Source organism: Hymenobacter sp. B81 (genome assembly GCF_044628455.1).
Taxonomy (GTDB): domain Bacteria; phylum Bacteroidota; class Bacteroidia; order Cytophagales; family Hymenobacteraceae; genus Solirubrum.
In genome coordinates this window covers 1,063,233-1,086,852 of record NZ_JBIYZW010000001.1, presented here as the reverse complement: position 1 = coordinate 1,086,852, position 23,620 = coordinate 1,063,233, and the positions used below count along the sequence as shown (strand labels likewise).

Here is a 23,620-nt window from a genome sequence, read left to right as displayed (position 1 = left end):
GGCGCATGCCCGGGTTCAAGGACGACATCCTGAAAGTGGCGCGGGGCCTCGGCATACCCACCGGGCAGTTCGATGCCGTGAGCATTCATGCGTGGCCGCCTATCATGAAGCGGATTGAAGCCAGTTTCATCATGAAAACCGACTCCAATACCAGGTTCAACTGGTGGTGGGAGTCCTTCAAGGGCAAGCGCGTCAGCATCTTCTTTGAAAACGGCAGAGCTTTCGAACAGCTAAGCCAGTTGATTGAAGCCGATGAAGTGGTGTGGTTTATCGGCTGTGATACGGCACGCGACCCAAGTAAATACTGGCTTTTTCAGGGCGCTGTAAAAGCTATTCAGCAAGTCATTGGCGAGTTTTACGCCTTTGAATATTATGTCGTTTCCAAAAAATACGACTGGCTGCTGTCTGTAACTGACCACGACGAGTTGATTGGGTTAGGCAGTATGACCGCGCGCATGGAAAGGCTGAACTGAATGGAACGGGTAGCTAGGCAGCTGGACGAGAGGAAGGTCAGTCAGGCTCAGCCTGACTGATAAGGCCTGGGTTACCTGCCGTTGGCCGGCCTGCTGGGCACGATTATCTCGCGGTAGAATGAAGCGTTGGTCAATGGCCCTCGGGGTTGAAGTTGATCCGCAGGCGCATGGTGTCGGGTTGAGCGGCGGGGGCAAACCTCAGGCTGCCCAGGGCGTGCTTGCCGGCCTGCTCCAGAGCTTGCAGCGTTTCGGGCGGGTAAGCACTTTCTGCCAAAGTCAGGCGCCGCTCAGCCAGAGTAATCGACTGCACCGACCCGTCGGCCGCAATAATGTAGCGGAAGAGCAGGGAGCCGGAAGGCGGACCGTTGCTGTTGGCCTTCATCAGCGCATCGGCGGGATAGGTTAAGCGCCGGAAAAGTTGACTGTACATGCGCCGGTATCCCAACGCCCATTGGGTAGAGTCTTTCGTCGTCCAGAACCGGGGTAGTATCACCGGCGCGCTTGGCGGGCGCGCCGGCACGTAGGGCGCCACGTTGCCCGACTGCAGCTTGAGCGGCTTGCCGGGCGCCGTGTGCAGGCTACCCGGGCGCGTTTGTGCCTGCGCAGGGCAGGAGGCCGCCCAACCCACGCTGCCCAGCAGCATACCAACGAGAACCTTCAGGCGCATGATAAAGCAGCTTAGCGAAGTGTGGCGGTAATTCGTCTGTCATCCTGAGCCTAGCGAAGGACCTTGTCACGTCAGAACAAGGCGTGCAGACGAGGTTAGGTCCTTTGCTGCGCTTAAGATGACAGGGCAACCTTCAGCCTGAATTGAATACAAAGGTTGAGAGCTGAACCAGCGCGCTGGCTGAAGATACACTGCTCCGGGCAGGCTGGTCCTACCCGTCCGATTTGCATCTTGCGCGGGTTCACCCACCCCCCGAACAGATGCACCTGCCCATCTTCTCCGATATCCTCGTCATCCTGCTATTGTCAGTGGGCGTTATCCTGCTGTTCAACCGCCTGAAGCTGCCCTCCATTATTGGCTTTCTGGTGACGGGCATGGTGGCCGGGCCGTTTGCCCTCGGGCTGGTGAAGGCCCAGGCCCAGGTCGACCAGCTGGCCGAACTGGGCGTGATGCTGCTCATGTTCACCATCGGCCTCGAATTCTCGCTCAAGAGCCTGGCACGCATCAAGCGGGCGGTGTTTCTGGGCGGGGCCCTGCAGGTGGGCCTCACCATCGGGGCGGTGTATCTGCTGGCCCGGGTGGGCGGCTTTGCCCCGGCTACGGCCGTGTTCTGGGGCTTTCTGTTTTCGCTCAGCTCCACGGCCATCGTGCTCAAGCTGCTGCAGGACCGCCTGGAAATGGAAGCCGTGCACGGGCAGGTAACCCTGGCCATCCTCATCTTCCAGGACCTTATCGTGGTGCCCATGATGCTGCTCACGCCCCTGCTCGCCGGCCAGGGCAGCGACAATCCCTGGCTCGACCTGGGACTGATGGCGGCCAAGATGGTGGGTTTGCTGGCGCTGGTGTTTGTGGGGGCGCGCTACCTCATGCCGCGGCTGCTGTTTGCCGTGGCCCGCACCCGCAGCCGCGAGCTGTTTCTGCTCACCATCATCGGCACTTGCCTGGGCGTGGCCTGGCTCACTTCCGAAGCCGGGCTGTCGATGGCCCTGGGCGCGTTCATGGCCGGGCTCATCATTGCCGAGTCGGAGTACAGCTACGAGGCAGTAAGCAACGTGCTGCCCTTCCGCGAGATTTTCGCCAGCTTTTTCTTCGTGTCCATCGGCATGCTGTTCGACGTGCGCTTTCTGCTGGCTCACCCCGTGCAGATTCTGCTGCTCACCGTGGGCGTGATGGCGCTCAAGCTGCTGCTCACGGTGGGGGCGGCGGCGGCCCTGCGCCTGCCGCTGCGCTCGGTGCTGCTGGTGGGTTTGGCCCTGTGCCAGGTGGGCGAGTTTGCCTTCATTCTTTCGCGGGTGGGCCTCGACGCGGGCGTGATTCAGCCGGCCGACTACCAGCTGTTCCTGGCCGTGTCGGTGCTCACGATGAGCCTCACGCCGGTGGTGCTGTTGTTTGCCGAGCCGCTGGTGTCGGCCGCGCTGCGCCTGCCGCTGCCGGCCGCCCTGCTGCGCCCCGCGGGCTCTGGGGTGGCTGCGGCCGCCGGCCTGGGCGAGCAGCCTGCTGCCGTGAGCGACCATCTGGTGGTGGTCGGCTACGGCCTGAACGGGCGCAACTTGGTGCACACGGCCAAGTTCGCCCACATTCCCTACGTCATCATCGAAACCAACCCCGTGACGGTGCGCCGCGAGCGGGAGCGGGGCGAGCCCATTCTCTACGGCGACGCCACCCAGGAGCACGTGCTCGAGCAGGCCCGCGTAACCCACGCCCGGGTGATGGTGGTGGCCATTTCCGACCCGGCCAGCAGCCGCCGCGTGGTGGTGGCCCTGCGCCGGCTCAACCCCCGCGCCTGCATCTTCGTGCGCACCCGCTACATCGCCGAAATCGAGGAGCTGCGCCGCCTGGGCGCCACCGAAGTCATTCCCGAGGAGCTGGAAACCTCCATCGAAATCTTCTCGCGGGTGCTGGCCAAATACCTGGTGCCCATGCACGAAATCGACCAGCTCATCCGCGAGCTGCGCGCCGACAGCTACCAGATGCTGCGCGGCCGCTCGCTCTCCTCATCCGACTGGTCGGCCATGCACCTGCATTTGTCCGATTCAGAGCTGGCCACTGTGCCGGTGGGGGCCGAGGCCGCCCTCACGGGCAAAACCTTGTCGGAGGCCGAGGTGCGGCAGCGGTTCGGGGTGAGCTTGCTGGCCATCCGGCGCGGGGGGCAGATGCTCGACCAGATCGACGCCGACACCGTCATTGAGCCCGGCGACACGCTCTACGTGTTCGGCAAGCAGGAACAGGTCAGCGGCTTTGCCCGCCACCTGGCCTGAGCCACAGCCCGGGTGGGGAAGCCTGCAAGTCGGGCTATATTTGTGGTTCGTTAGCTGCGCCCCCCGTGAATATCCTGCAAATCTGCCCGCGTGTCCCGTACCCTCCCCACGACGGCGGCGCCATTGCCATGTACGACGTGGCCGCCGGGCTGGTGCGCGCCGGCCACCGCGTAACGGTGCTGGCCGCCAACACGCCCAAGCACCGCCAGCCCGCCACGGCCCTCGACCACCTGGGGCCCAACTGCCGTCTGGTGACGGTGGAGGTCGACACCAGCCTCTCGCCCCTGAAAGCCCTGGGCAACCTGCTGCTGCGCTCGGCGCCCTACAACGTGGAGCGCTTCCTCTCGGCCGACTTTGCCGACCGGCTCGAAGCGCTGCTGCGCGAGCAGGCCTTCGACGCGGTGCAGATTGAGGGCACCTTCGTGGCCTGGTACGTGGACGTGGTGCGCCGCGTGGCCCCGCAGGTGCCGGTGGTGCTGCGGGCCCACAACGTGGAGCACGAAATCTGGGAGCAGCTGGCCCGCAACGAGCAGCAGCCCCTCAAGGCCACCTACCTGCGCCACCTGGCCCGCCGCCTGCGCCGCTTCGAGCAGCGCTACCTGCCGCGCTTCACGGCCGTGGCCGCCATCACCGAGCCCGACCGGCGGCGCCTGCTGCAGCTGGGCTGCCAGGAGCCGGTGGTGTTTATTCCGGCCGGCGTCGACCTCACGCGCTTTCAGCCCGACCCGGGCATCAAGGCCGCGCCGCATACCTTGTTTTTTCTTGGCTCGCTGAACTGGCGGCCCAACGTGGAAGGACTGGAGTGGTTTCTCGACAACGTGTGGCCCAAGGCCCGGCGGCGCTGGCCCAACCTGCAGCTGCACGTGGCCGGCAAGGACATGCCCGAGCACCTGGCCCGCCGCCACGAAGCCGGGGTGCACATGCGCGGCTTCGTCGACTCGGCCCCGCGCTTTATGCAGGAGCACGAGGTGATGATCGTGCCGCTGCTCTCGGGCGGGGGCATGCGCGTCAAAATCATCGAGGGCATGGCCATGGGCAAGTGCATCATCAGCACCAGCCTGGGCTCCGAGGGCATTGCCGTGCGCCACCTCGACGACATCATCGTGTGCGACGACGCCGGCGACTGGGTCGACTGCATCGGCCGCTACGTGCAGGGCGACTTCTGCCACGAGGGCGTGGGCCGCCAGGCCCGGCACACGGCCCAGACGCTCTACGACAACCAGCGCGTGGTCGAGCAATTCGTGGCCCTGTACCGGCAGGTGGGCGCCAAGGCGTAAGTTTGCGCCCCCATGAAGCTCCTGGTTCTGCTTTCCCGCTTTCCCTACCCGCTCGACAAGGGCGACAAGCTGCGCGCCTTTCACCAGCTGCGGCACCTGGCCCGGGAGCATACCGTGTGCTTGTTTGCCCTCACCGACGAGCCCGTGTCGGCCGAGGCCCGTGCCCAGGTGGCCCCGCTCTGCGCCGGCGGCCTGCACGTGCACCCGCTCAATAAGCCCGGTATCGGGCTGAACATGGGCCTGGGGCTGCTTAGGGGCTGGCCGTTTCAGGTGGGCTACTTCTACGACGCGGCCGCCGCCCGGCAGATCGAGGCCCTGGTCGGGAGCTTTGCGCCCGACGCGCTCTACTGCCAGCTGATTCGCATGGCCGAGTACGCCCGGCCCTTTGCCGCCCGCCTGCCGCTCACCATCGACTACATGGACGTGTTTTCGACCGGCATGGCGCGGCGCGCCGCCAAGGCCCCGCGCTGGCAGCGGCCGGTGTTCGAGCTGGAAGCCCACCGCCTGCGCCAGTACGAGGCCGCCTGCTTCGGGTGGTTTCGCCACCACACCATCATTTCCGACCAGGACCGCCAGCTCATCGACCACGAGGACCGGCAGCGCATTCAGGTGGTGGCCAACGGCATCGACACCGACTTTTTCCGCCCCGGCGCCGTGGCCGCCGACGAGCCCTACGATTTGGTCTTCTGCGGCAACATGGCCTACCACCCCAACGTGGAAGCGGCCGAGTGGCTGGCCCTGGAGATTCTGCCCGCCGTGCGCCGGCAGCACCCGCAGGCGCGGCTGCTGCTGGCCGGCACCACGCCCGCGGCCCGGGTGCTGGCGCTGCGCTCGGAGCAGGTGAGCGTGAGCGGCTGGATGCCCGACATTCGCACGGCCTACGCCTCGGCCCGGGTGTTTGTGGCGCCCATGCGCACCGGCACCGGCCTGCAAAACAAGCTGCTCGAGGCCATGGCCATGGGCCGCCCCTGCGTGACCACGCCGCTGGCCAACAACGCCCTGCACGCCACCCCCGGCCAGCACGTGCTCGTGGGCCAGAATACCGAGGAGCTGGCCCGCCACGTGAGTAGCCTGCTCGCCCAGCCCGCCGAAGCCGCCGGGTTGGGCGCCAGCGGCCGCGACTTCGTGCGGGAGCACTACAACTGGCAGGCCACCACCGAGCGGCTGGCTCGGCTGCTCAGTGCCTGAGGAAGGGGGTAGGGCAGAGCCGATAACTAGCCGATAACATAATGAGCGTGAATTATCTGGTTATCCTTTTCGGCCTTTTGCTGGTGGGCTGCCAACCTGAAGAGTCGCAAAAAAGCGGTACTGCTCAAGATAATAAACTGGGGCAAGCGCAGAAGCTAAAGCCCCTCGATTACATTAAAGCTAAATCCATAAAATCCTTGCCTGGATATGCAATGGATTCCATTGATCTGGGTATCCTAAACCGAATGGATTCTACGGACTATGTCAATTTATATTTCAAACAGGCTTCTTCTGATTCCTTACTACCCGAATTCGACGGTAATTCGTTTTTTTACTTCTTTGAGCAGTCAGAAACGAAAGAGTACTTCCTGTCAAGCATTATTCAGGATGATGATAACTGTTGTGTTTACTTGTATTACGTAACCTTTAATAAGCGCCTGAATAAAATAATTGATGCTAAATGCGTCGCAATGAGGGGGCATGACGGGCATTGGGGTGAAACTGCTCGGGGGAAGAAATATGCCGACGGAAGACTGGTCGTGACGGAGATTTCGCAGGAGCAAACAGACTATGAAATGCATTCTGACTTGCCGGCTACAGGTGGCTACAGAGTAACCAAGGATTCAATTGTGAGGCAATTCCAAATTCTGAAGAATGGGCAAATCGTGCAGTCGGTAATCGACAGCACGCAAACGATAATTGATTTTGATACCGACTAAGCCCGGCTTGCGACTGGCAGGCCGTCTTGAGGGTAAAGCCTGAGGTAGTTGATGTAAGCCAGCCAGCAGAAAACGCTTTCTGACTTGGCCGGCCCGGGTTGCCATGCGGTGTTGGACCAATGGCTGGCTCGTGGCCATTTCCGCCCGGGTTTTGCTAACTCGCGGCCTCAACTGCGAGCCATGAATCCACTCCGAGTTGCCATTGTGGGCTGCGGCCACATGGGCCTAGCCTTTGCCAAAGCGTTCCTGCACTACAACCTGGTTGAGCGTGCCCACCTGCTGCTCGTAGGCCGCGACGAGGCGCACTGCGCCCGCCTGCGGGCCGCGCACTCCGGCTGGCCGGCCGGTGCGCTGGGGCCGGCGGTGGCGGGCTACGACCTAGTACTGCTGGCCGTGAAGCCGCAGGACTTTGCGGCGGTGGCGCCCGGGTTGCGGGCGGTGCTGCAGCCCGCGCAGGTGGTGCTCTCCATCATGGCCGGCATTCCCATCGGCCGCCTGCAGCACGAGCTGGCGCACCGGCAGGTGCTGCGGGCCATGCCCAACACGCCGGCCCTGCTGGGCATGGGCATCACGGGCTTTTCGGCGGCCCCGGAGGTGGAGCGGCTGCGCCTGCACCAGGTCGAAAACCTGCTCAACGCCACCGGCCGCTCCTTGTTTCTGGAAGATGAAAGCCTGCTGGATGCCGTAACGGCCCTGAGCGGCAGCGGCCCGGCCTACTTCTACTACGTGGTGCAGGCCATGATTGCGGCCGGCCGGCAGCTGGGCTTTACCGACTCGGTGGCCTCGTTGCTGGTCAAGCAAACCATGCTGGGCGCCTACCACCTCATCAACAGCACCGACCAGAGCCTCGACGAGCTCATTGCCTCGGTGGCCTCCAAGGGTGGCACCACCGAAGCGGCTCTGCGCGAGTTCGAGGCCGGCCGGCTGGCCGACACCCTGGCCGCGGGCATCCGCGCCGCCCAGCGCCGCGCCACCGAGCTGGCCGGGCAGTAGGGGAGCCGGGGCCGAGGCAGCCTGCTGGCTACCTCGGCCGGGCTCCGGCGGGCTGGCCCGGCTGACCTGAGCAGTAACAATCAGCGAAAAAAAGAAGCCATTGTTACCGGAGTAGTAACAAACGATGTTATTTTTTGCTGATTGTTACTGCCCCGGTAACAATCAATTTTATTTTTCGGTCAATGTTACCGGCCGTGTTTCCGGCCGGCTCTTGTGTGCTCCAACCCGATATGCCCCGCCGTTCCGACCCTTCTTCGTCGCTGCCCGCCGTGGTGCGCGCCCACTTTGCCCTCACCCAGCAGGAGCTGGCCCGGTTCGTGGGCGTGGGCCGGGCCATGCTGGCGCGCGTGGAAGCAGGCCAGCGCCGGCTGCCCGAGGCTGCCGAGCACCGCCTCTGGGTGCTGGCCCGCCAGCTGCCCCCGCCGGATGGGCAGGGTCCCGCCGCGCCCGACTTCACCGCCGGGTCGGCTGCGCCTGCAGGGGCGGGATTAAGCGCTGCTGACGCCGAGCTGTTGCGCCGCCGCCGCCAGCGCCTGCGCTTTTACGTGGCCAAGCTGCGCTTCGAACTGGACCAGCGCGGCGCCGGGCAGCGGGGCCACGCCCGCCGCCGCTGGGCCCTGGCCGCGTTGCGCCCCCTGCTGGCCGCACCCGGGCAGCCCAGCGCCGATGGCCGCCTGCGCTGGCCCGGCGCCACCCCCGACGCGGCCCGCGACCTGCACTGGCTCGACGGGCTGACGCTGCGCACCACGGCCACGCCCGAGCCGCTGCGCCCCGCCGAGCGCGCCCTGCGCCGGGCCCGGCTGCGCGGCCTCGAAGCCGAGCTGGCCGAGCTGAATGAGCAGCTGGGCGAAACCGCAGCCACCGAATCCGGCCGGGCCGGCTAACTTTGCCCCGCCGCTGGCGGTTGTCAACGGAATGCCCTTCCCACCCAGCGGCTGGCCCTTCCGGCCGCGTATTCCCGCAAGCCCTGCATCTGCGCTATGCTTGATTCCATCGAAGACGCCATTGCCGACATCCGCGCCGGTAAAGTAGTAGTAGTGGTCGACGACGAAGACCGCGAAAACGAAGGTGACTTTATCTGCGCCGCCCGCTGCGCCACGCCCGAGGTCATCAACTTCATGGCCACCCACGGCCGCGGCCTGGTGTGTGCCCCCCTGCTCGAAGACCGCTGCGAGGAGCTGGGCCTAGAGCTGATGGTGGGCCGCAACACGGCCCTGCACGCCACGCCCTTCACCGTGTCGGTGGACCTGCTCAAGAACGGCGTTACCACCGGTATTTCGGCCTCCGACCGCTCCAAGACCATTCTGGCCCTGATCGACCCCGAAACCAAGCCCGAGGAGTTGGGCAAGCCCGGCCACATCTTCCCCCTCAAGGCCCGCAAGGAAGGCGTGCTGCGCCGCGCCGGCCACACCGAGGCGGCCGTGGACCTGGCTCGCCTGGCCGGCTTCGAGCCCGCCGGCGTGCTGGTGGAAATCCTCCGGGAAGACGGCGAAATGGCCCGCCTGCCCGAGCTGCGCGAGGTGGCTACCAAGTGGGGCCTCAAGCTGATTTCGGTGCAGGACCTGATCAAGTACCGCCTCGAAAAGGAAAGCCTTATCACCCGCGAAATTTCGGTGAAGATGCCCACCGAGTACGGCGACTTCGACCTGTACGCCTACACCCAAAGCTCCAACGGCGCCAAGCACCTGGCCCTGGTGAAGGGCGACATCCAGCCCGGCGAGCCGGTGCTGGTGCGGGTGCACTCCTCCTGCGTCACCGGCGACATCTTCGGCTCGTGCCGCTGCGACTGCGGCCCGCAGCTGCACCACGCCATGGAGCAGATCGAGCGCGAGGGCAAGGGCGTAGTGGTGTACATGAACCAGGAAGGCCGCGGCATCGGGCTGCTCAACAAGCTGCGCGCCTACAAGCTGCAGGAGCAGGGCCGTGATACGGTGGAAGCCAACCTGGAGCTGGGCTTCGGCATGGACGAGCGCGACTACGGCGTGGGCGCGCAGATTCTGCGCGATTTGGGCGTGACCAAGATGCGCCTGCTCACCAACAACCCCCGCAAGCGCACCGGCCTGATCGGCTACGGCCTCGAAATCGTGGATACAGTGGCCATCGAAGTGCTGCCCAACGCCCACAACGAGCGGTACCTGACCACCAAGCGCGACAAGCTGGGCCACACCATCCTCACCAAGGACCGCGGCCCACACCCGGCCCAGGCCGCCGCCGAAGCCTTGTCGGCCGAATAGGCTGCCGGCAGCGGGCGGCGGATTGAAAAATTCCTGTCATCCCCGAATCTGAACCCCGGCGTGGGGCGTTTCTGCGTATCTTATGGTACCATGAAAACGCCCCACGCCTGGTTTTCGCTGAGTTCGGTTTTGGTGCTGAGTCTGCTCGCGGCCCCCGCCGCCCGCGCCCAGCGCGCCCTGGTGCAGCAGTTTGCCGCCAGCACGGTGCTGCTCACCACCGGCGACACGCTCCACGGCCCGCTCACCCTGCATGCCGACCGCGACCTGCTGCTATTGACCATGCCCGACCAGACGGTGCGCACCGTGGCGGCCGTGGCCGTGCGGTTTTTTGCCGTGCAGGGTGAGCAAACCACCCGCAGCCAGCAGTACTATGACTACTACGATTTCTACGACGCCCGCCGGGGCTACTACGGCGGCAGCCCGCGCTGGCTGAACCCGCCGCCCCCGCGCCCCGAGCGCCCCGACACGGCCCTGGTGCGGGTGTTTCGCAGCCTGCGCTGGAACCGCGGCAACGACTACTCCGACTTCCGCATGCCGGCCTTCTTCGAGCAGCTCAGCCGCGGCCCGGTGCTGCTGCTGCGCCGCGAATCCCTGGTCGAGCGGCCCATCAACGCTCCCAGCTCGTACTACGCCGGGGGCTACGGCTATGGGCTACCGCGCGGCACCATGGGCTACTACACCGAGCTGCGGCCCGCGTTTTTCCTGGGCACGCCCGAGGGCGAGGTGGTGGAGCTGCGCAACCCCAAAAAGGATTTGCTGGCCTACTTCCAGCCCGAAGCCCGGCAGCTGGAGCAGTACGCCAAAGAGCACAAGCTCAACTTCTCCGACGCCCGCGAGCTGGCCTACCTCATCAACTACGCCAACTCCCTGCGCTACCCGGCGCCTTAGAAGTTCGTTTTTCGTTGTTGGTTTTTGGTTATTCGTTTTTCGTTGTCTGTCATCCTGAGGCGTAAGCCGAAGGACCTTATCACGCGTGAACGGTTCATGACCTCGTCATCCTGAGCCAAAGGCGAAGGACCTTACCACCGCTGAACGACGCCGTAACAACGACTCGTTTATGCGTGATAAGGTCCTTCGCCTTTGGCTCAGGATGACAGACGACTGAGCAACTACCCGCGCTGGCGGGCTTACTATAGGTCGCGGTAGCGCAGCAGTAGGTAGCTGAGGGCCCAGAACAGAGCGGCGTAGGCCAGGGCCAGGGGCAGGGCGTGGGCCACGGGCAGGTCGCCGCTGGCGCCCACCATGGTGGTCAGCATTTCCTGGCCGGGGGTGGGCGTGAGGGCGCCCAGCACCTTGGTGGGCATGTACTGGTCGAGCGCGTCGGGCAGCAGCAGGTAGCGCAGCAGCGGCTCGGCCACCCACACGTAGAGCAGAAACAGCAGGATGGCGGCCCCACTACGGCGCAGCAGCACGGCCAGCAGGGCGGCGAGGCCCAGGTAGGCCAGCGTCTGCACCGCGTAGAGGGCCACGGCGGGCAACTGGGCCACCATGCTGCCGGGCGCCGGGGCCGTGGCCCGCGTCAGCCCGAAGTACAGACCGGTGGCCAGCACCACCAGCACCCCGAACAAGGTCAGGCCCAGCGACACGGCGAACTTGCCACCCAGCAGCTCGCCCACCGAGCGGCCGTCGATGATCTGCTGGCGGAAGGTGCGGAACTGAAACTCGTCGGTGATGAGGATGATGAGCAGAATGCCCAGCAGCAGGGTAAAGTAGTGGGCCACGTAGGCCAGGCGCGGCCACAGCTCGGGAAAGGCGTACAGCTGGTTGCCCATCTGCTGGCCGTTGATGGTCACGGAGCTGCCCGCCGACACGAAGCCTACCAGCAGCACCACAAACAGAACGAGAATCACCCAGACCGTGCGGTAGGGCAGCAGCTTACGAAGCTCGGTAGCAAGCATATTGGTTGGGAGTTATTAATTAATAATTATGAATTATTAATTAAAGCGAGAAACTGGTCTTCGAGGCGGCGCTGGCGCATTTCGAGGTGGGCCAGCGCGAGGCCCTGGGCAAACAAGGCTTGGTTGAGCGAGGCGGGCGAATGGCCCAGGGCCAGCGCGCAGCTCACGCGCCCTTCGGCTTCGGGGCGCACGTCGTGCACAAAGCTCAGAATGCTGAGTGCGGCGCGCAGTACCTCGGTGGCAGTGCCGGGGGCCAGGCCCAGCACCACGCGGTCGGCGGTACTCAGAATGCCGGCTACCGGTCCCGAAGCGCGCAGCTGGCCCTGGTGCAGCACCGCCACGTGGGTGCAGACTTTCTCAATCTCGTCGAGCAGGTGGCTGGCCATGACGATGGTGCGGCCCTCGGCGCCCAGGCGACGTACCAGCTCGCGCACGTCGGCAATGCCCTGGGGGTCGAGGCCGTTGGTGGGTTCGTCGAGCACCAGCACTTCGGGCTGGCCCAGCAGGGCGGCACCGATGGCCAGGCGCTGCTTCATGCCCAGTGAAAAGCCACTGACGGGCTCCCGTTGCCGCTGCGCCAGGCCCACCGTTTCCAGGGCCGCGTCGATGCTGCGGGCGTCGGCCTGCTTCATGTCGGCGGCAATCTGCAGGTTCTGGCGGGCCGAGAGGTAGGGATAGAAGTTGGGCGTTTCGAGCAGAGCCCCCACCCGGCGGCGCGCGCGGGCCGAGGGCGGGGCGCCAAACCAGCGCACTGCGCCGCCGCTGGGCTGCAGCACGCCCAGAGCCAGGCCCAGCGTGGTGGTCTTGCCCGAGCCGTTGGGCCCCAGCAATCCGTACACGCTGCCCGCCGGAATGCTCAGCGTGAGCTCACGCAGGGCCGTGGTGCGGCCGTAGCGCTTGGAAAGGTTGTCGAAGTCGAGCACGGACATGGATTAATGTGCTGATGTGGATGAATGTGCTGAATGGGCCCGGCATCCGGTTACGTAACCCTTGGCGGCACGGCGGCACGGCTTTTCCGACCACGGCTTACTCCGCGCTCAGCGACAACTGCCCCAGCTCCTGCAGGCGCACCACGGGGTAGCGGCGGTAGCTGGGTTCCGAGTACTCGGAGCGGCGGAACACCCACTCCAGCTGGGCCGCGCCATCCTTGGCGAAGGCGGCGTCGGCTTTCTGGCGGGCTTCCAGCTCCTGGCGCAGGGCGGGCTGCTGGCGCAGCACCTCGGCGGCCAGGTCTTCGAACACGTAGGGCGAGTAGTGCTCCTTCTGCTGCAGGATGCTGTCGAAAAGGCCCCAGGCGAAAAACGAGTCGGGGCCCTGAGGCTCCAGAGTTTCCACTAGGTAGCGGGCGGCGGGCTGGTCGAGCACGGCCACGTAGTCGCCGGCGTGGAAAGTGAGCTGCTGGGACTGCGGGCGCAGCTTCACCTGGGAGTGCAGGTAGTGGCCCTCAAACGGGCGCGGGCTGGTCTGGAAATCCTCGATGTACTGGGCTTCCACGGTCAGCGTGGCGTCCTGGCGCAGGCGCTGCAGGCGCACCCCGTTCAGCTCCAGCCGCTCGATAACTTCCTGCCAGGCCTGGGGAATGAGGTAGGCCGCGGCCCGGCGCACTGTGAGCGTGGGCCGGTAGGTGTTGTAGTACTTCACCGGCCGGGTAAACGGGGCGTTGCGGTCGTAGTACTGCCGGGGCTGACCGCTGACCTCGCTGGGTCGGGTGCGGGCCTCGTAACCACGGAACTGCACCTCGTCCACTGCGTCCTTATAGAGCTGCCACTGCAGGGGAAACTCGGACTGGCTGAGCAGCTGCCGGTCGGCCTCGGCGCGGGCGGCTCCCAGCGCGTCGGCGTCGCGGTGCACGAAGCGGATGACCTCGTCGAGCAGGGCGTAGGTCGACTGCACCCGCGGCGGGTAGGCCTTAAGCATGTGGGTTTCGGGCATGAACCCGATGGTGTTGAACAACGCCGCGTAGCCGGTGGAGTAGCGCGGGGTTTCCAGAAAGCCCACCAGCCCGCTTTCGGGCGTGGGCCCGTCGAAGTCCACGTAGGGCACCATCGGCCACTGGCGCTTTTCCATGCCCTGGTAGAGGGCCGGCAGCAGGCGTTTTTGCAGATACTGGCTCAGGGCCGGGTGCAGCTTGTCTTTCTGCGTGGCAATGAGCGTCATGGTGTACTGGTAGTCGGCGCCGTTGCTGGTGTGGGTTTCCACGAACACCTCGGGCAGCCAGCGCTGAAACAGAGCGGCAAACGAGCGGGCGTTGCGCGAGTTCTGCTTGATATAGTCGCGGTTCAGGTCGTAGTTGCGGGCGTTGCCGCGGAAGCCGTACTCCAGCGGCCCGTTCTGGTTCACGCGGGTGGTGCGGTTGCGGTTGAGCATGCCGTCGACGTTGTACACGGGCACCACCACCAAGGTCACGTTTTCGAGCTGGCGGCGCAGCTCCTTTTTCTGCACGTAGTCGCGCACCAGCATCATCGAGGCGTCGATGCCCTCCGGCTCGCCGGGGTGAATACCGTTCTGGATAAACACCACCCGCCGGTTTTTGCGCCGCAGCGAGGCCGGGTCGGTGTCGCCGTCGAGCGACACCACCACTTCGTGCAAGGGCTGGCCGCTGTCGGTGGGCCCGGCTTCGCGCAGGCTGATTTCGGGGTAGGCCGCGTCGAGCTGCCGGTAGTAGGCCAGGCACTCGGCGTAGGTGGCGGTGGTGTTGCCGTCGCCGCGCTCAAAGGGCGTGCGCCAGTCGGGCTTGGCGGGGTCAATGGGGAGCAGGGCAGCGGCGAGCATAAGGGCAGCGAGCATGAAGGGAAATAGCCGTTTCGGACCGGCAATATGCTACCGAACGCCGGAAACCCACGCGGCCTGGCCCTTGAGCACTCATTCAGCAGCAAGCGAATAATAAAGCCCGTCAGGCTAAGCCCCGCGAAGCATGCCACGCGAAAGAATATCTGTACTGATGGGTGAGTTTTTCCCGATCCGCCGCGCTAGTACAAGCGGCGGCGGGGCGGAAACAGGGCCTGGTCGACGCTGTACTTGCCGGGGCCGATGAAGGCCAGGGCCAGAAACACAATGCCCGACTCTACGGCGTGGGAGTAACCGCCGAATCCTTCGCCCTGCGCGATGTGCGCTACGGCGGCCACAATCATGGTCAGCAGCAAAAACACGCAGGCCCCGCGAAACAGCAGGCCCAGGGCCAGCAGCTGCCCGCCCAGGGTTTCGGCCAGCGCGGCCAGAAAGCCCCACACCTTGGGCGCGAAGCTGATGCCCAGGTTTTCCATGGCCAGCCCCACGCCCAGCCATTTCTCCGGCCCGCCCATCAGCTTGGGGTAGCCGTGCAGCACAAACATGAGACCTAGCCCAATGCGCAGCAGCAGCAGGCCCAGGTCGACGGTGCGGTAGCGGTTTTCCAACAGGGGCATGGCGAAAACGGCGGGAAAGGAGGGTGTGAAACAAGGCGGCTGCGGCCAAAGTACACAACAAACCGCGGATTCGTGCGACTGAGCCGCGTCGGCTAGCGGAAAAGCAATATCCCCACGATGCGCGTGCCGGCCGGAATGTCGTCCTTGGAGAGCGGGCGGCCCACCGGGTCGGAAATGCCGCGGCCGTCGAGCACCCACGACATGTTCACGCTTTCCGACACGGCCACCAGGCCCGCGTCGGCGCGCTGCACGAACTGCACGCCGTAGGCGCGGCGGGCCTCGCCGTAGGTGCTGCCCACCCCGATGTTGCCGTTGCCGGTGCGGAAGCGCGGGTCGCGCACTTCCATGCGCCAGATGCGCAGCCCGGGGCGGCCAGCCAGGTCCTCGGCCAGCTCCAGTAGGGTGGGGGGCGCCGCGGGAAAGCGCGGGTGGCGCAGCTCGTAGGCCGGGTACTCGATGCCCTCCAGCTCGCGGGTGATGCGCTTGAGCTGAGCAGCCGGCACGACATCCCGTAACTGGGCCTCGCTCATGTTCAGGCGCACCAGATTGCGGCCCAGGCGGCCCTTGCTCAAGGTGAAAAAGTCGCGCTCGGCCGCGCTCAGGCCGGCGTGGGCGGGCTTGTCGGCCACCGAATCGGCCGGGGCCGCGGGCGCGGCGGGCGCCAGCGGGGGAGTAGCGGGGGCCGGGGCCGCGGTGGGCGCGGGAGCGGCCGGCTCCTGGGTTGGCTGCTGGCGGGGGTCGCAGGCGGGCAGCAGCAACAGCGTGAGCAGGGCGGCGGGGAGGGCGGGGCGCAGGAAGCGGAAAAGGCAGGAGCAGGGCAGCATGGCGCAAACCTACGCAGCCCGGGGCAGTAGGTTGGCCGGGGCCGCTGCGGATAAAACTGCGCCCGGGTCGATTAGAACCGCGCACTGGGCCGCTGTAAACCCGTGCTCCGGTCAATTAGAACCGCGCTCCGGAGCTGTAAAACCAAACTCCGGTGCTGTAAACCCGAAGTCCACAGCTGTTAAACCGTGCTCCGGTGCTGTAAATCCAAAGTCCGCAGCTGTTAAACCGTGCTCGGCAGATGTAACACCACGCTCCGGTCAATCAGAACCGCGCTCGGTAGCTGTAAAACCACGCTCGGCTCGATTAGGACCACGCTCTGGAGCTGTCCGAAGCGGTGCACAAAGCCCTTAGCCCGTCAGGTCGAGTAAATTTGAACGTCATGTCGAGCGCAGTCGAGACATCTCGCTCGGGTGGTAATCTTCTCGTTGAGCAAGTAGGTTACTATCAGCTATCAGCATGCGAGATGTCTCGACAAGCTCGACATGACAGTACTTAAACCGCTTCACCCTACCCAGGAGCTGGCAAACCACGCGTAAATGCCTCCTGGCGCATCGTTCAGGCGGGGCAAGGTCCTTCGGCTGCGCCGTACGCCAGATGAAGGCTGATGGGCTGGTTAGATGCTGCTGCGTCACTACGGCTGCCGGGTTACCGGAGTAGCCGTTACGGGCCTTCCCGCCGCTCCGCCGCGCAATGGCGGCGGGGCCGCTACCTTTGCCGCCGACCCCGTCAGCCACTTTTAGCTCCTCGTGCCGTGTCGAAACCCGCCGCCCCGCCCCTGATTCTGATTTCCAACGACGACAGCATCCACTCCGCCGGCATAGCCACCCTGGTGCGCGTGATGCAGCGCCTGGGCGAGGTGGTGGTGGTGGCGCCCAACGCCCCGCAGTCGGGCATGGGCCACGCCATCACGCTGGGTCACCCGCTGCGTCTCGACCGCAGCCTGCGCTTCGCGGGCGTGGAGGCCTACGAGTGCTCGGGCACGCCGGCCGACTGCGTGAAGGTGGCCAAAAACCACGTGCTCAAGGACCGCCGCCCCGATCTGGTGGTGTCGGGCGTCAACCACGGCTCCAACTCCTCGGTAAACGTGCTGTACTCGGGCACCATGTCGGCGGCCATCGAGGCGGCCATCGAGGGGCTGCCGGCCATCGGTTTTTCGCTCTGCGACTTCGCCGCCGACGCCGACTTCTCGCACGCCGAGCCCTGGATCGAGCACATTGCCCGCGAGGCCCTGGCCCACGGCATTCCGGCCGGCACGGCCCTGAACGTGAACATTCCCAAGCGCTCGGACGACCCCATCGTGGGCGCCCGCCTGTGCCGGCAGGCCCGCGCCAAGTGGCAGGAAGAGTTCGACCTGCGCCACGACCCCTACCAGCGCCCTTACTACTGGCTGCTGGGCAACTTCGTGAACGAGGACCACGGCGAAGACACCGACGAGTGGGCCCTGGCCCACAACTACATCAGCATCGTGCCCTGCCAGTTCGATCTGACCGCCTTCCACGGCCTGACCCAGATGAATGAAAGCTGGGAGCTGCAGCTGCCCGGCCGCCCGGCCCCGGCCCGGCCCGCCAAGGTCCACCCCGTGGAGCCCGAAAACTACGGCCCCGCCAACCCCAACGGCTAGCGCCCCGGCAGTGGGGGCGAGCGGGCTTTTTCCTGGCCGCCGTGCAGCCCTGGCGACCAATGACCGTCTTCCTTTCTCGTTCATCCGCTCACTTTTTGGCTATGCTGCTGCTGATTCGCTTCCTGCTTTTGAGCTTGGCCCTGCTCGCGGGGGCCTGCTCGGCTTCCAAGTCGGCCCCCGGCACGGGGCCGGCCACCACCGTGTACCTAGTGCGCCACGGCGAGAAGGATACCGCCGTCGACCCACGCAACCCGCCGCTCACGGCCGCCGGCGCGCAGCGCGCCCTGGCCCTGCGCGACTCCCTGCAGCGCCGCCCCATCGTGGCCGTGTATTCCACCGACACCCGCCGCACCCGCGAAACCGGCACGCCGCTGGCCACCGCCCGCAAGCTGGAAATTACTCCCTACGACTCTTCGCCCACGGGACAGGCCGCCCTGGCCGCCCGCATCCGCGAGCAGCACCGCGGCAAGTCGGTGCTGGTGGTGGGCCACTCCAATACCGTGCTCGAAACCATTGAAGCCCTGGGTGCCCCACGCCCCGTGCCCACCATCGGCGACGACGAGTTCGACTACCTCTTCGAGGTCACCATTCCCACCAACGGGGCACCCACCACGGCCCGGGCCCAGCGCTACGGCGCCGGCCGCTAGCTGCCGAGCCAGGCGCTGCCGCCCGCGAAATAGGCGCGGGCCTAACTGGCGCAATACCCGGGCGCCGCCTTACCTTGGCTCCCCTGCGCCGGCCGCTGCCGACCAGTCCTCCACCGCTGATTGTTTCTTTATGCGCTTTCTCTTTCGCCGGCTGCTGCTCGCGGGTGTGGGCGGCCTGCTGACGGCTTCCGCCGCCTCGGCCCAAACCCCGGCCGACTTCAAAACCGACTCCATCAACATCCGCCGCATCTACGACGAGGCCCTGCTGCGCGGGCAGAGCTACGAGCACCTGCGCTACCTCTGCACCCGCATCGGGGCCCGGCTCAGCGGCTCGCCCCAGGCCGAGCAGGCCGTGCAGTGGGGGAAGCAAACCATGGAAACGATGGGCTTCGACCGCGTGTACCTGCAGGAGGTAATGGTGCCGCATTGGGTGCGCGGCAAGGCCGAAAAAGCCGGCATCAAGTCGAAAAAGCTTAAGAACGTGCCCAAGATCAACCTCTGCGCCCTCGGCGGCTCGGTGGGCACCAGCGGCCGTCCGGTGCAGGCCGGCGTGGTGGAAGTGCGCAGCTGGGACGAGCTGGCCCGGCTCAGTGACGCGCAGGTGCGGGGCAAGTTCGTGTTCTTCAACCGTCCCTTCGACGACAAGCTCATCGAGCCCGGGGCGGCCTACGGCGGGGCCGTGGATCAGCGCGGGCGCGGCGCCATTGAGGCCGCCAAGCGCGGGGCCGTGGGCGCGTTGGTGCGCTCGATGACCAGCTCGCGCGACGACTTTCCGCACACCGGTGCCATGCGCTACGACGAGCAGGTGCCCAAAGTGCCCGCCGCGGCCCTGAGTACCAACGCGGCCGACTGGCTAAGCCAGGCCCTGAAAACCGACCCCGGGCTGGAGTTTTCGCTGGAAATGGACTGCCAGACCCTGCCCGAGGTGAAGTCCTACAACGTCATCGGTGAAATCAAGGGCTCCAAGCGGCCCGACGAAATCATCGTGGTGGGCGGCCACCTCGACTCCTGGGATTTGGGCCAGGGCGCCCACGACGACGGCACCGGCTGCGTGCAAAGCATGGAGGCGCTGCGCCTGCTGCTGGCCAGTGGCCTGCGCCCCGAGCGCACCGTGCGGGCCGTGCTGTTCATGAATGAGGAAAACGGCGTGCGCGGCGGGCAGAAGTACGCCGAGCTGGCCAAGGCCGCGGGCGAAAAGCACCTGGCTGCCATCGAGTCCGACGGCGGCGGCTTCACGCCCCGGGGCTTCGGCATCGAGGCCAAATCGGCTGCTACGGTGGCCCGCGTGCAGCAGTGGGCGCCGCTGCTGCGGCCCTATCACAGCGACAAAATCGGCCCCGGCCACGGCGGCACCGACATCGGCCCCCTGCGCGACCAGGCCACGGCCCTCATCGGCTACGACGGTGACTCGCAGCGCTACTTCGACTTGCACCACACGGCGGCCGACACCTTCGACAAGGTGCACCGCCGCGAGCTGGAGCTGGGCGGCGCCTCGATGGCGGCGCTGGTGTATTTGCTGAGCAAGTACGGGCTGTAGTAAACCGCCAGCCGAAATCGTTCAGGCGCCCGGCTGGAGTTATTCCGACCGGGCGCTTCCTTTGAGAAATATATCCGTTGAACTATGGGCACGAGTAAATCAGTCGTAGACTATTCCAACCTGTCGATGCAGGAACACCTGGATGCTTTTATGGGGGCATTTATCCGTAAGCGCTGCAAGCATAGATTCGTGGAGGCAGAATCCAACAAAGCAGCCAAACGGCGGCTGCGGGATGAAAAATTAGGCAGTAATCCAATGTTAGGAATGGATGGGTTGTGGCGGGAATTGGACGAGCGTTACTGCACCCAGTTACCCACCAGAGACCCGGGAAAAGAATTGGCCTTCATCAGGCAGGGCATAGCCAAATTCAACCTGCAGATGTGTTACGTGCTATCCGCTTATGAGCCATGGCATCAGCAGGCCATGACTGTAGAACAGGCGCTTTCTGATATTGTAGGCTCGACTAGCACCACCATTATTTCCTTCATCCCAGGCAAAGTGGCCTACTTTGAAGGACACTCCATTGGTGACCGGTGGCTGTGCATCCGGGAGGAAAATGCCGTAGATAACTGGCCATGAACCCCGCCGACCCCGAGCGCCTTCCGCCGTCGTTGTATTTGCTGGCCGTGCTGGCACCCGAGCCGGTGCGCGGGGCCGTGTGGGCACTCAAGCAGGAAGTGCACCAGCGCACCGGCAGCCGCAACGCCGTGCGCCTGCCCCCGCACATCACCCTGCTGCCCCCGTTTCGCCTGTTGCCCGCCGCGTTCGAGCCCCGGGCCCGGCCGTTGCTGGCCCGGTTCGCGGCCAGTCACCCGGCTTTCGAGGTGGGCCTGCGCGATTTTGCCTGGTTCGGGCAGCGCACCCTGTTCGTGCAGGTAACCGACTCGGCGCCGCTGCGGATCTTGCACGCCGCGCTCCAGGACTTGTGCCGCCGGCAGCTGCCCGAAGTGCCGCTGGAAAAGCGCCCCTTCACCCCGCACCTGACCCTGGCTACCCGCGACCTGCCGGGCCACCTGGTGCCCGCGCTACAGCGCGAGTTTGCCGGGCGTCGTTTCCAGGCTGCCTTCGAGGTTAGGCAGCTCACGCTCTTTCGCCACGACGGCCAGCGGTGGCAGGAAATCGAGCACTTTGCCCTGGGCGCTGGCGCTGCGGAGTGAGCTGGCGAAGCGCGGCCTACAGCACCCGCCGGATGCCCAGGAAGCGCCGTTCGTAGTCGGTGCCGTCGACCTGGCTGATTTTCACGCCCGGGTCGCGGCGCGACGAGGAGGAATGCACGAAGCGCAGCGGCTGGCCCGGCTCGGAGATGACGATGCCCGCGTGGCCGGGCGTGGTGCTGGTCTGGGCCGTGCCGGTAAAGATGATCAAATCACCCTTGCGGGCCTGGGGGCGCGGCACAGCCTCGCCCGTTTGGTACTGCAAGGCCGAGGAGTGGGGCACGGCCACGCCGAACTGCTGGTACACGTAGGTCAGGAAGCCCGAGCAGTCGAAGCCGCCCTCGGGCGTGGTGCCGGCGTAGCAGTAGGGCTTGCCAAGCTGGCGCAGGGCAAAGCGCACCACGCTGTCGGCGCGCGAAACGCCGGGGCCGGCAGCCGTGGCACGGTACACCACGGCCCGTACCCGGGGCAGGTCGCCGCTGGCGGGCACCGGGGCATCGGGGCGCAGCTGCTGCCAGGCCAATACGCCCAAGAGGGCAGTCGTCAGGAGTCCAAACATCAGCCAGACGTAACGCATAATCGTGCCAGGGGCGGAAGGGAATAGAAACTTTCCGCCCAGGTTTGCACCTTACTACGTCTGCCAAGCGCGCTTTGGCGGCTTTTCGGCCGTAATTTGCAGCGTGCCGGCTTGCTGCCCGGTGCGCTTCCTTATTCCGTTTTCCTTTTCCCTTGCCAATGCTTGAGGTTCCTTTTCGCCGCCTGGCGGCCCTTTCGGCCCTGACGCTGCTGGCCAGCGCCCCGGTGCTGGCCGCGCCCGGCCTGCGCTACGTGCTGGCCATGCCCGCCCCGCAAACCCACTACTTCGAGGTCGAAATGCAGCTCAGCGACTTCGGGGGCCGCAGCACCGACGTGAAAATGCCGGTGTGGGCGCCGGGCTCGTACCTGGTGCGCGAGTTTGCCAAGAACGTCGAAGCCGTGTCGGCCACCGCCGGCGGTAAAGCCCTTGGCGTCGAGAAAGTCAACAAGAACACCTGGCGCATCAGCCACGCGGGTCAGAAAAACTTCACGGTGCGCTACCGCGTGTACGCCAACGAGCTGAGCGTGCGCACCAGCTTCGTCGACGCCTCGCACGGCTACCTGAACGGCACCAGCGTGTTTATGTACCCCGAGGGCAAAAAGCAGCTGGGCAGCACCCTGGAAGTGCGCCCCGCCGCCGGCTGGAAAGAAGTTTCCACCAGCCTTAAGCCCGTGGGCAGCGGCCCGGCCTTCACCTTCCAGGCCAGCGACTACGACGAGCTGGCCGACTCGCCCATTGAAATCGGCAACCACCGGGTGCTCGAGTTCACGGCCAACAACACGCCGCACCGCATTGCCGTGTTTGGCCCGGCCAACTACAACCCCGAGCGCCTCACGGCCGACTTCAAGCGCATCTGCGAAACCTCGCTGCAGGTGGTGGGCCACAACCCGCTGGACCGCTACCTGTTCATCATTCACAACCTGGAGCGCGGCGGCGGCGGCCTGGAGCACCTGAACTCGACCACCCTGCAGGTGTCGCGCAACGCCTACGCCACCGAGGCCGGCTACCTGGGCTTGCTGGGCCTGGCCGCCCACGAGTACTTCCACCTCTGGAACGTGAAGCGCATCCGCCCCATCGCGCTCGGGCCCTTCGACTACGACCGCGAAAACTACACCAGCATGCTCTGGATGAGCGAGGGCGGCACCGAGTACTTCTCCAACCAGATCGTGCAGCGCGCCGGCTTCATCAAGCCCGAGAAATACCTCGACGACCTGGCCGCCGGCATCACCCGCGTCGAAAACCAGCCGGGCAACCGGGTGCAGTCGGCCGCCGAGGCCAGCTACGACGCCTGGATTAAGTACTACCGCCCCAACGAGAACTCCGTCAACTCGGGCATCAGCTACTACGACAAGGGCGAGGTCATCGGGGCGGTGCTCGATCTGATGATTGCCAACGCCACCGGCGGGCAGAAAAGCTACGACGACGTGCTGCGCCTGCTCTACCAGCAGTACTACCAGAAGCTGGGCCGCGGCTTCACCGACGCTGAGTTCCAGGACGCCGTGGCCAAGGTAGCCGGCCGCCGCTTCGACGAGTTTTTCCGCAACTCGGTGTACGGCACCACCCGCCTCGACTACGAAGGCGCTCTGGGCTACGCCGGTCTGAAGCTCACCAACACCCTCCAGCAGGCCGACGCCAGCCTGGGCGCCACGGTGTCGTTGACCTCGGGCAAGCCCGTGGTGAGCAGCGTGCTGCGCGACGGCAGCGCCTGGCAGGGTGGCCTGAACGTGGGCGACGAAATTCTGGCCCTTGACGGCCTGCGCACTACCGACGACGTGAACAAGCAATTGGCCGGCCGCCCCGCCGGCAGTACGGTGCGCCTGCTGGTGAACCGCGACGGGCAGGTGCGCGAGCTGAGCTTCCCGCTGCTGGCCGGCACGGCCGTGCGCTACCGCATCGAGCGCCTGGAAAACGCCACGCCGGCCCAACTGGCCGTGCGCCGCAAGTGGCTGCAGCTGAAAGACGGGGCCAGTCAGTCGCCCGCCAGCGACAAAGCCGCCGGGCAGTAAGCCTGCCGAAACTCCTTCAGCAAAGAAAATCCCGCCAGGCCAGGAGCCGGGCGGGGTTTTTCATGTGGGCAGTTGTTGGGTTGAGCGAATGGGTGACTGTCCCCTATTATCTAAAAGCTTCAAACTAGGGTACAGCCGTTGT

Annotated in this window: 22 protein-coding genes; 15 read left to right on the top strand and 7 right to left on the bottom strand. The window is 65.6% G+C overall.

The window, feature by feature from the left end; translation table 11 throughout:
- Positions 1-5: 5 nt before the first annotated feature.
- Positions 6-473, top strand: a complete 468-nt coding sequence (locus tag ACE191_RS04890; protein ID WP_400191062.1) for a DUF6756 family protein — start codon at positions 6-8, stop codon at positions 471-473.
- Positions 474-603: 130 nt separating this feature from the next.
- On the opposite strand, the gene ACE191_RS04885 is transcribed toward ACE191_RS04890, so the two are convergent.
- A complete protein-coding gene (locus ACE191_RS04885; RefSeq protein WP_400191061.1) occupies positions 604-1,140 on the bottom strand; it encodes a hypothetical protein in 537 nt (178 codons plus the stop codon).
- A gap of 260 nt (positions 1,141-1,400) precedes the next feature.
- On the opposite strand from ACE191_RS04885, the gene ACE191_RS04880 reads away from it, so the two are divergent.
- From ACE191_RS04880 to ACE191_RS04845, 8 genes are all read left to right on the top strand, one after another.
- A complete protein-coding gene (locus tag ACE191_RS04880; RefSeq protein WP_400191060.1) occupies positions 1,401-3,398 on the top strand; it encodes a cation:proton antiporter in 1,998 nt (665 codons plus the stop codon).
- A 65-nt stretch (positions 3,399-3,463) separates the two neighbouring features.
- On the top strand, positions 3,464-4,675 hold the full coding sequence (locus tag ACE191_RS04875) for a glycosyltransferase family 4 protein (RefSeq protein ID WP_400191059.1): 1,212 nt from the start codon (positions 3,464-3,466) through the stop codon (positions 4,673-4,675).
- Between the two features lie 12 nt (positions 4,676-4,687).
- Positions 4,688-5,863: a glycosyltransferase gene (locus tag ACE191_RS04870; RefSeq protein ID WP_400191058.1), complete on the top strand. Its 1,176-nt coding sequence runs from the start codon at positions 4,688-4,690 to the stop codon at positions 5,861-5,863.
- 41 nt (positions 5,864-5,904) lie between these two features.
- The gene (locus tag ACE191_RS04865) at positions 5,905-6,582 is read left to right on the top strand and encodes a hypothetical protein (protein WP_400191057.1); all 678 of its coding nucleotides are present in this window, start codon (positions 5,905-5,907) and stop codon (positions 6,580-6,582) included.
- A 180-nt stretch (positions 6,583-6,762) separates the two neighbouring features.
- Positions 6,763-7,575 carry a pyrroline-5-carboxylate reductase gene (proC, locus tag ACE191_RS04860; protein WP_400191056.1) on the top strand — a complete coding sequence of 271 codons (813 nt, stop codon included), beginning with the start codon at positions 6,763-6,765 and terminating at the stop codon, positions 7,573-7,575.
- A 230-nt stretch (positions 7,576-7,805) separates the two neighbouring features.
- Complete coding sequence (locus tag ACE191_RS04855; protein ID WP_400191055.1) at positions 7,806-8,459, top strand: helix-turn-helix domain-containing protein; 654 nt, start codon at positions 7,806-7,808, stop codon at positions 8,457-8,459.
- 96 nt (positions 8,460-8,555) lie between these two features.
- Positions 8,556-9,809, top strand: coding sequence for a bifunctional 3,4-dihydroxy-2-butanone-4-phosphate synthase/GTP cyclohydrolase II (locus ACE191_RS04850; RefSeq protein ID WP_400191054.1), 1,254 nt, complete (start codon positions 8,556-8,558; stop codon positions 9,807-9,809).
- Between the two features lie 90 nt (positions 9,810-9,899).
- Positions 9,900-10,697, top strand: coding sequence for a hypothetical protein (locus tag ACE191_RS04845; protein WP_400191053.1), 798 nt, complete (start codon positions 9,900-9,902; stop codon positions 10,695-10,697).
- Between the two features lie 242 nt (positions 10,698-10,939).
- Here the strand turns inward: ACE191_RS04845 and ACE191_RS04840 are convergent, their stop codons facing one another.
- The 5 genes from ACE191_RS04840 to ACE191_RS04820 form a co-directional block, all read right to left on the bottom strand.
- The gene (locus ACE191_RS04840) at positions 10,940-11,707 is read right to left on the bottom strand and encodes an ABC transporter permease (protein ID WP_400191052.1); all 768 of its coding nucleotides are present in this window, start codon (positions 11,705-11,707) and stop codon (positions 10,940-10,942) included.
- 26 nt (positions 11,708-11,733) lie between these two features.
- On the bottom strand, positions 11,734-12,636 hold the full coding sequence (locus ACE191_RS04835; RefSeq protein ID WP_400191051.1) for an ABC transporter ATP-binding protein: 903 nt from the start codon (positions 12,634-12,636) through the stop codon (positions 11,734-11,736).
- Between the two features lie 97 nt (positions 12,637-12,733).
- Positions 12,734-14,494, bottom strand: a complete 1,761-nt coding sequence (locus tag ACE191_RS04830; RefSeq protein ID WP_400191050.1) for a M14 family metallopeptidase — start codon at positions 14,492-14,494, stop codon at positions 12,734-12,736.
- Positions 14,495-14,676: 182 nt separating this feature from the next.
- Positions 14,677-15,111, bottom strand: coding sequence for a DoxX family protein (locus ACE191_RS04825; protein WP_400191049.1), 435 nt, complete (start codon positions 15,109-15,111; stop codon positions 14,677-14,679).
- A 92-nt stretch (positions 15,112-15,203) separates the two neighbouring features.
- Positions 15,204-15,935, bottom strand: a complete 732-nt coding sequence (locus tag ACE191_RS04820; RefSeq protein WP_400191048.1) for a hypothetical protein — start codon at positions 15,933-15,935, stop codon at positions 15,204-15,206.
- 752 nt (positions 15,936-16,687) lie between these two features.
- On the opposite strand from ACE191_RS04820, the gene surE reads away from it, so the two are divergent.
- The 5 genes from surE (at position 16,688) to ACE191_RS04795 (ending at position 20,898) form a co-directional block, all read left to right on the top strand.
- Entirely contained in the window at positions 16,688-17,557 is an 870-nt protein-coding gene (gene surE / locus ACE191_RS04815) for a 5'/3'-nucleotidase SurE (protein ID WP_400191047.1), read from the top strand.
- 101 nt (positions 17,558-17,658) lie between these two features.
- On the top strand, positions 17,659-18,204 hold the full coding sequence (locus ACE191_RS04810; protein ID WP_400191046.1) for a SixA phosphatase family protein: 546 nt from the start codon (positions 17,659-17,661) through the stop codon (positions 18,202-18,204).
- Positions 18,205-18,334: 130 nt separating this feature from the next.
- Positions 18,335-19,741, top strand: a complete 1,407-nt coding sequence (locus tag ACE191_RS04805; RefSeq protein WP_400191045.1) for a M20/M25/M40 family metallo-hydrolase — start codon at positions 18,335-18,337, stop codon at positions 19,739-19,741.
- A 126-nt stretch (positions 19,742-19,867) separates the two neighbouring features.
- On the top strand, positions 19,868-20,320 hold the full coding sequence (locus tag ACE191_RS04800; RefSeq protein WP_400191044.1) for a hypothetical protein: 453 nt from the start codon (positions 19,868-19,870) through the stop codon (positions 20,318-20,320).
- Positions 20,317-20,898 carry a 2'-5' RNA ligase family protein gene (locus ACE191_RS04795; RefSeq protein ID WP_400191043.1) on the top strand — a complete coding sequence of 194 codons (582 nt, stop codon included), beginning with the start codon at positions 20,317-20,319 and terminating at the stop codon, positions 20,896-20,898. Before ACE191_RS04800 ends, ACE191_RS04795 begins: the two co-directional genes overlap by 4 nt.
- A gap of 16 nt (positions 20,899-20,914) precedes the next feature.
- On the opposite strand, the gene ACE191_RS04790 is transcribed toward ACE191_RS04795, so the two are convergent.
- Positions 20,915-21,472 (bottom strand): C40 family peptidase, encoded by a 558-nt coding sequence (locus ACE191_RS04790; protein ID WP_400191042.1) that lies wholly within the window; start codon positions 21,470-21,472, stop codon positions 20,915-20,917.
- 158 nt (positions 21,473-21,630) lie between these two features.
- Here ACE191_RS04790 and ACE191_RS04785 point away from each other — a divergent pair, with 158 nt between their 5' ends.
- On the top strand, positions 21,631-23,478 hold the full coding sequence (locus tag ACE191_RS04785) for a M61 family metallopeptidase (protein WP_400191041.1): 1,848 nt from the start codon (positions 21,631-21,633) through the stop codon (positions 23,476-23,478).
- Positions 23,479-23,620 lie beyond the last annotated feature (142 nt).

Coding starts and splice junctions, on each gene's coding strand:
- ACE191_RS04840 (WP_400191052.1), bottom strand. CDS start 11,707: ATGCTTGCTACCGAGCTTCGTAAGCTGCTGCCCTACCGCACGGTCTGG.
- ACE191_RS04845 (WP_400191053.1), top strand. CDS start 9,900: ATGAAAACGCCCCACGCCTGGTTTTCGCTGAGTTCGGTTTTGGTGCTG.
- ACE191_RS04830 (WP_400191050.1), bottom strand. CDS start 14,494: ATGCTCGCTGCCCTTATGCTCGCCGCTGCCCTGCTCCCCATTGACCCC.
- ACE191_RS04850 (WP_400191054.1), top strand. CDS start 8,556: ATGCTTGATTCCATCGAAGACGCCATTGCCGACATCCGCGCCGGTAAA.
- ACE191_RS04870 (WP_400191058.1), top strand. CDS start 4,688: ATGAAGCTCCTGGTTCTGCTTTCCCGCTTTCCCTACCCGCTCGACAAG.
- ACE191_RS04890 (WP_400191062.1), top strand. CDS start 6: ATGCCCGGGTTCAAGGACGACATCCTGAAAGTGGCGCGGGGCCTCGGC.
- ACE191_RS04825 (WP_400191049.1), bottom strand. CDS start 15,111: ATGCCCCTGTTGGAAAACCGCTACCGCACCGTCGACCTGGGCCTGCTG.
- ACE191_RS04810 (WP_400191046.1), top strand. CDS start 17,659: ATGCTGCTGCTGATTCGCTTCCTGCTTTTGAGCTTGGCCCTGCTCGCG.
- ACE191_RS04885 (WP_400191061.1), bottom strand. CDS start 1,140: ATGCGCCTGAAGGTTCTCGTTGGTATGCTGCTGGGCAGCGTGGGTTGG.
- ACE191_RS04790 (WP_400191042.1), bottom strand. CDS start 21,472: ATGCGTTACGTCTGGCTGATGTTTGGACTCCTGACGACTGCCCTCTTG.
- ACE191_RS04800 (WP_400191044.1), top strand. CDS start 19,868: ATGCAGGAACACCTGGATGCTTTTATGGGGGCATTTATCCGTAAGCGC.
- ACE191_RS04835 (WP_400191051.1), bottom strand. CDS start 12,636: ATGTCCGTGCTCGACTTCGACAACCTTTCCAAGCGCTACGGCCGCACC.
- ACE191_RS04880 (WP_400191060.1), top strand. CDS start 1,401: ATGCACCTGCCCATCTTCTCCGATATCCTCGTCATCCTGCTATTGTCA.
- ACE191_RS04855 (WP_400191055.1), top strand. CDS start 7,806: ATGCCCCGCCGTTCCGACCCTTCTTCGTCGCTGCCCGCCGTGGTGCGC.
- ACE191_RS04785 (WP_400191041.1), top strand. CDS start 21,631: ATGCTTGAGGTTCCTTTTCGCCGCCTGGCGGCCCTTTCGGCCCTGACG.
- ACE191_RS04865 (WP_400191057.1), top strand. CDS start 5,905: ATGAGCGTGAATTATCTGGTTATCCTTTTCGGCCTTTTGCTGGTGGGC.
- ACE191_RS04795 (WP_400191043.1), top strand. CDS start 20,317: ATGAACCCCGCCGACCCCGAGCGCCTTCCGCCGTCGTTGTATTTGCTG.
- ACE191_RS04820 (WP_400191048.1), bottom strand. CDS start 15,935: ATGCTGCCCTGCTCCTGCCTTTTCCGCTTCCTGCGCCCCGCCCTCCCC.
- proC (WP_400191056.1), top strand. CDS start 6,763: ATGAATCCACTCCGAGTTGCCATTGTGGGCTGCGGCCACATGGGCCTA.
- ACE191_RS04805 (WP_400191045.1), top strand. CDS start 18,335: ATGCGCTTTCTCTTTCGCCGGCTGCTGCTCGCGGGTGTGGGCGGCCTG.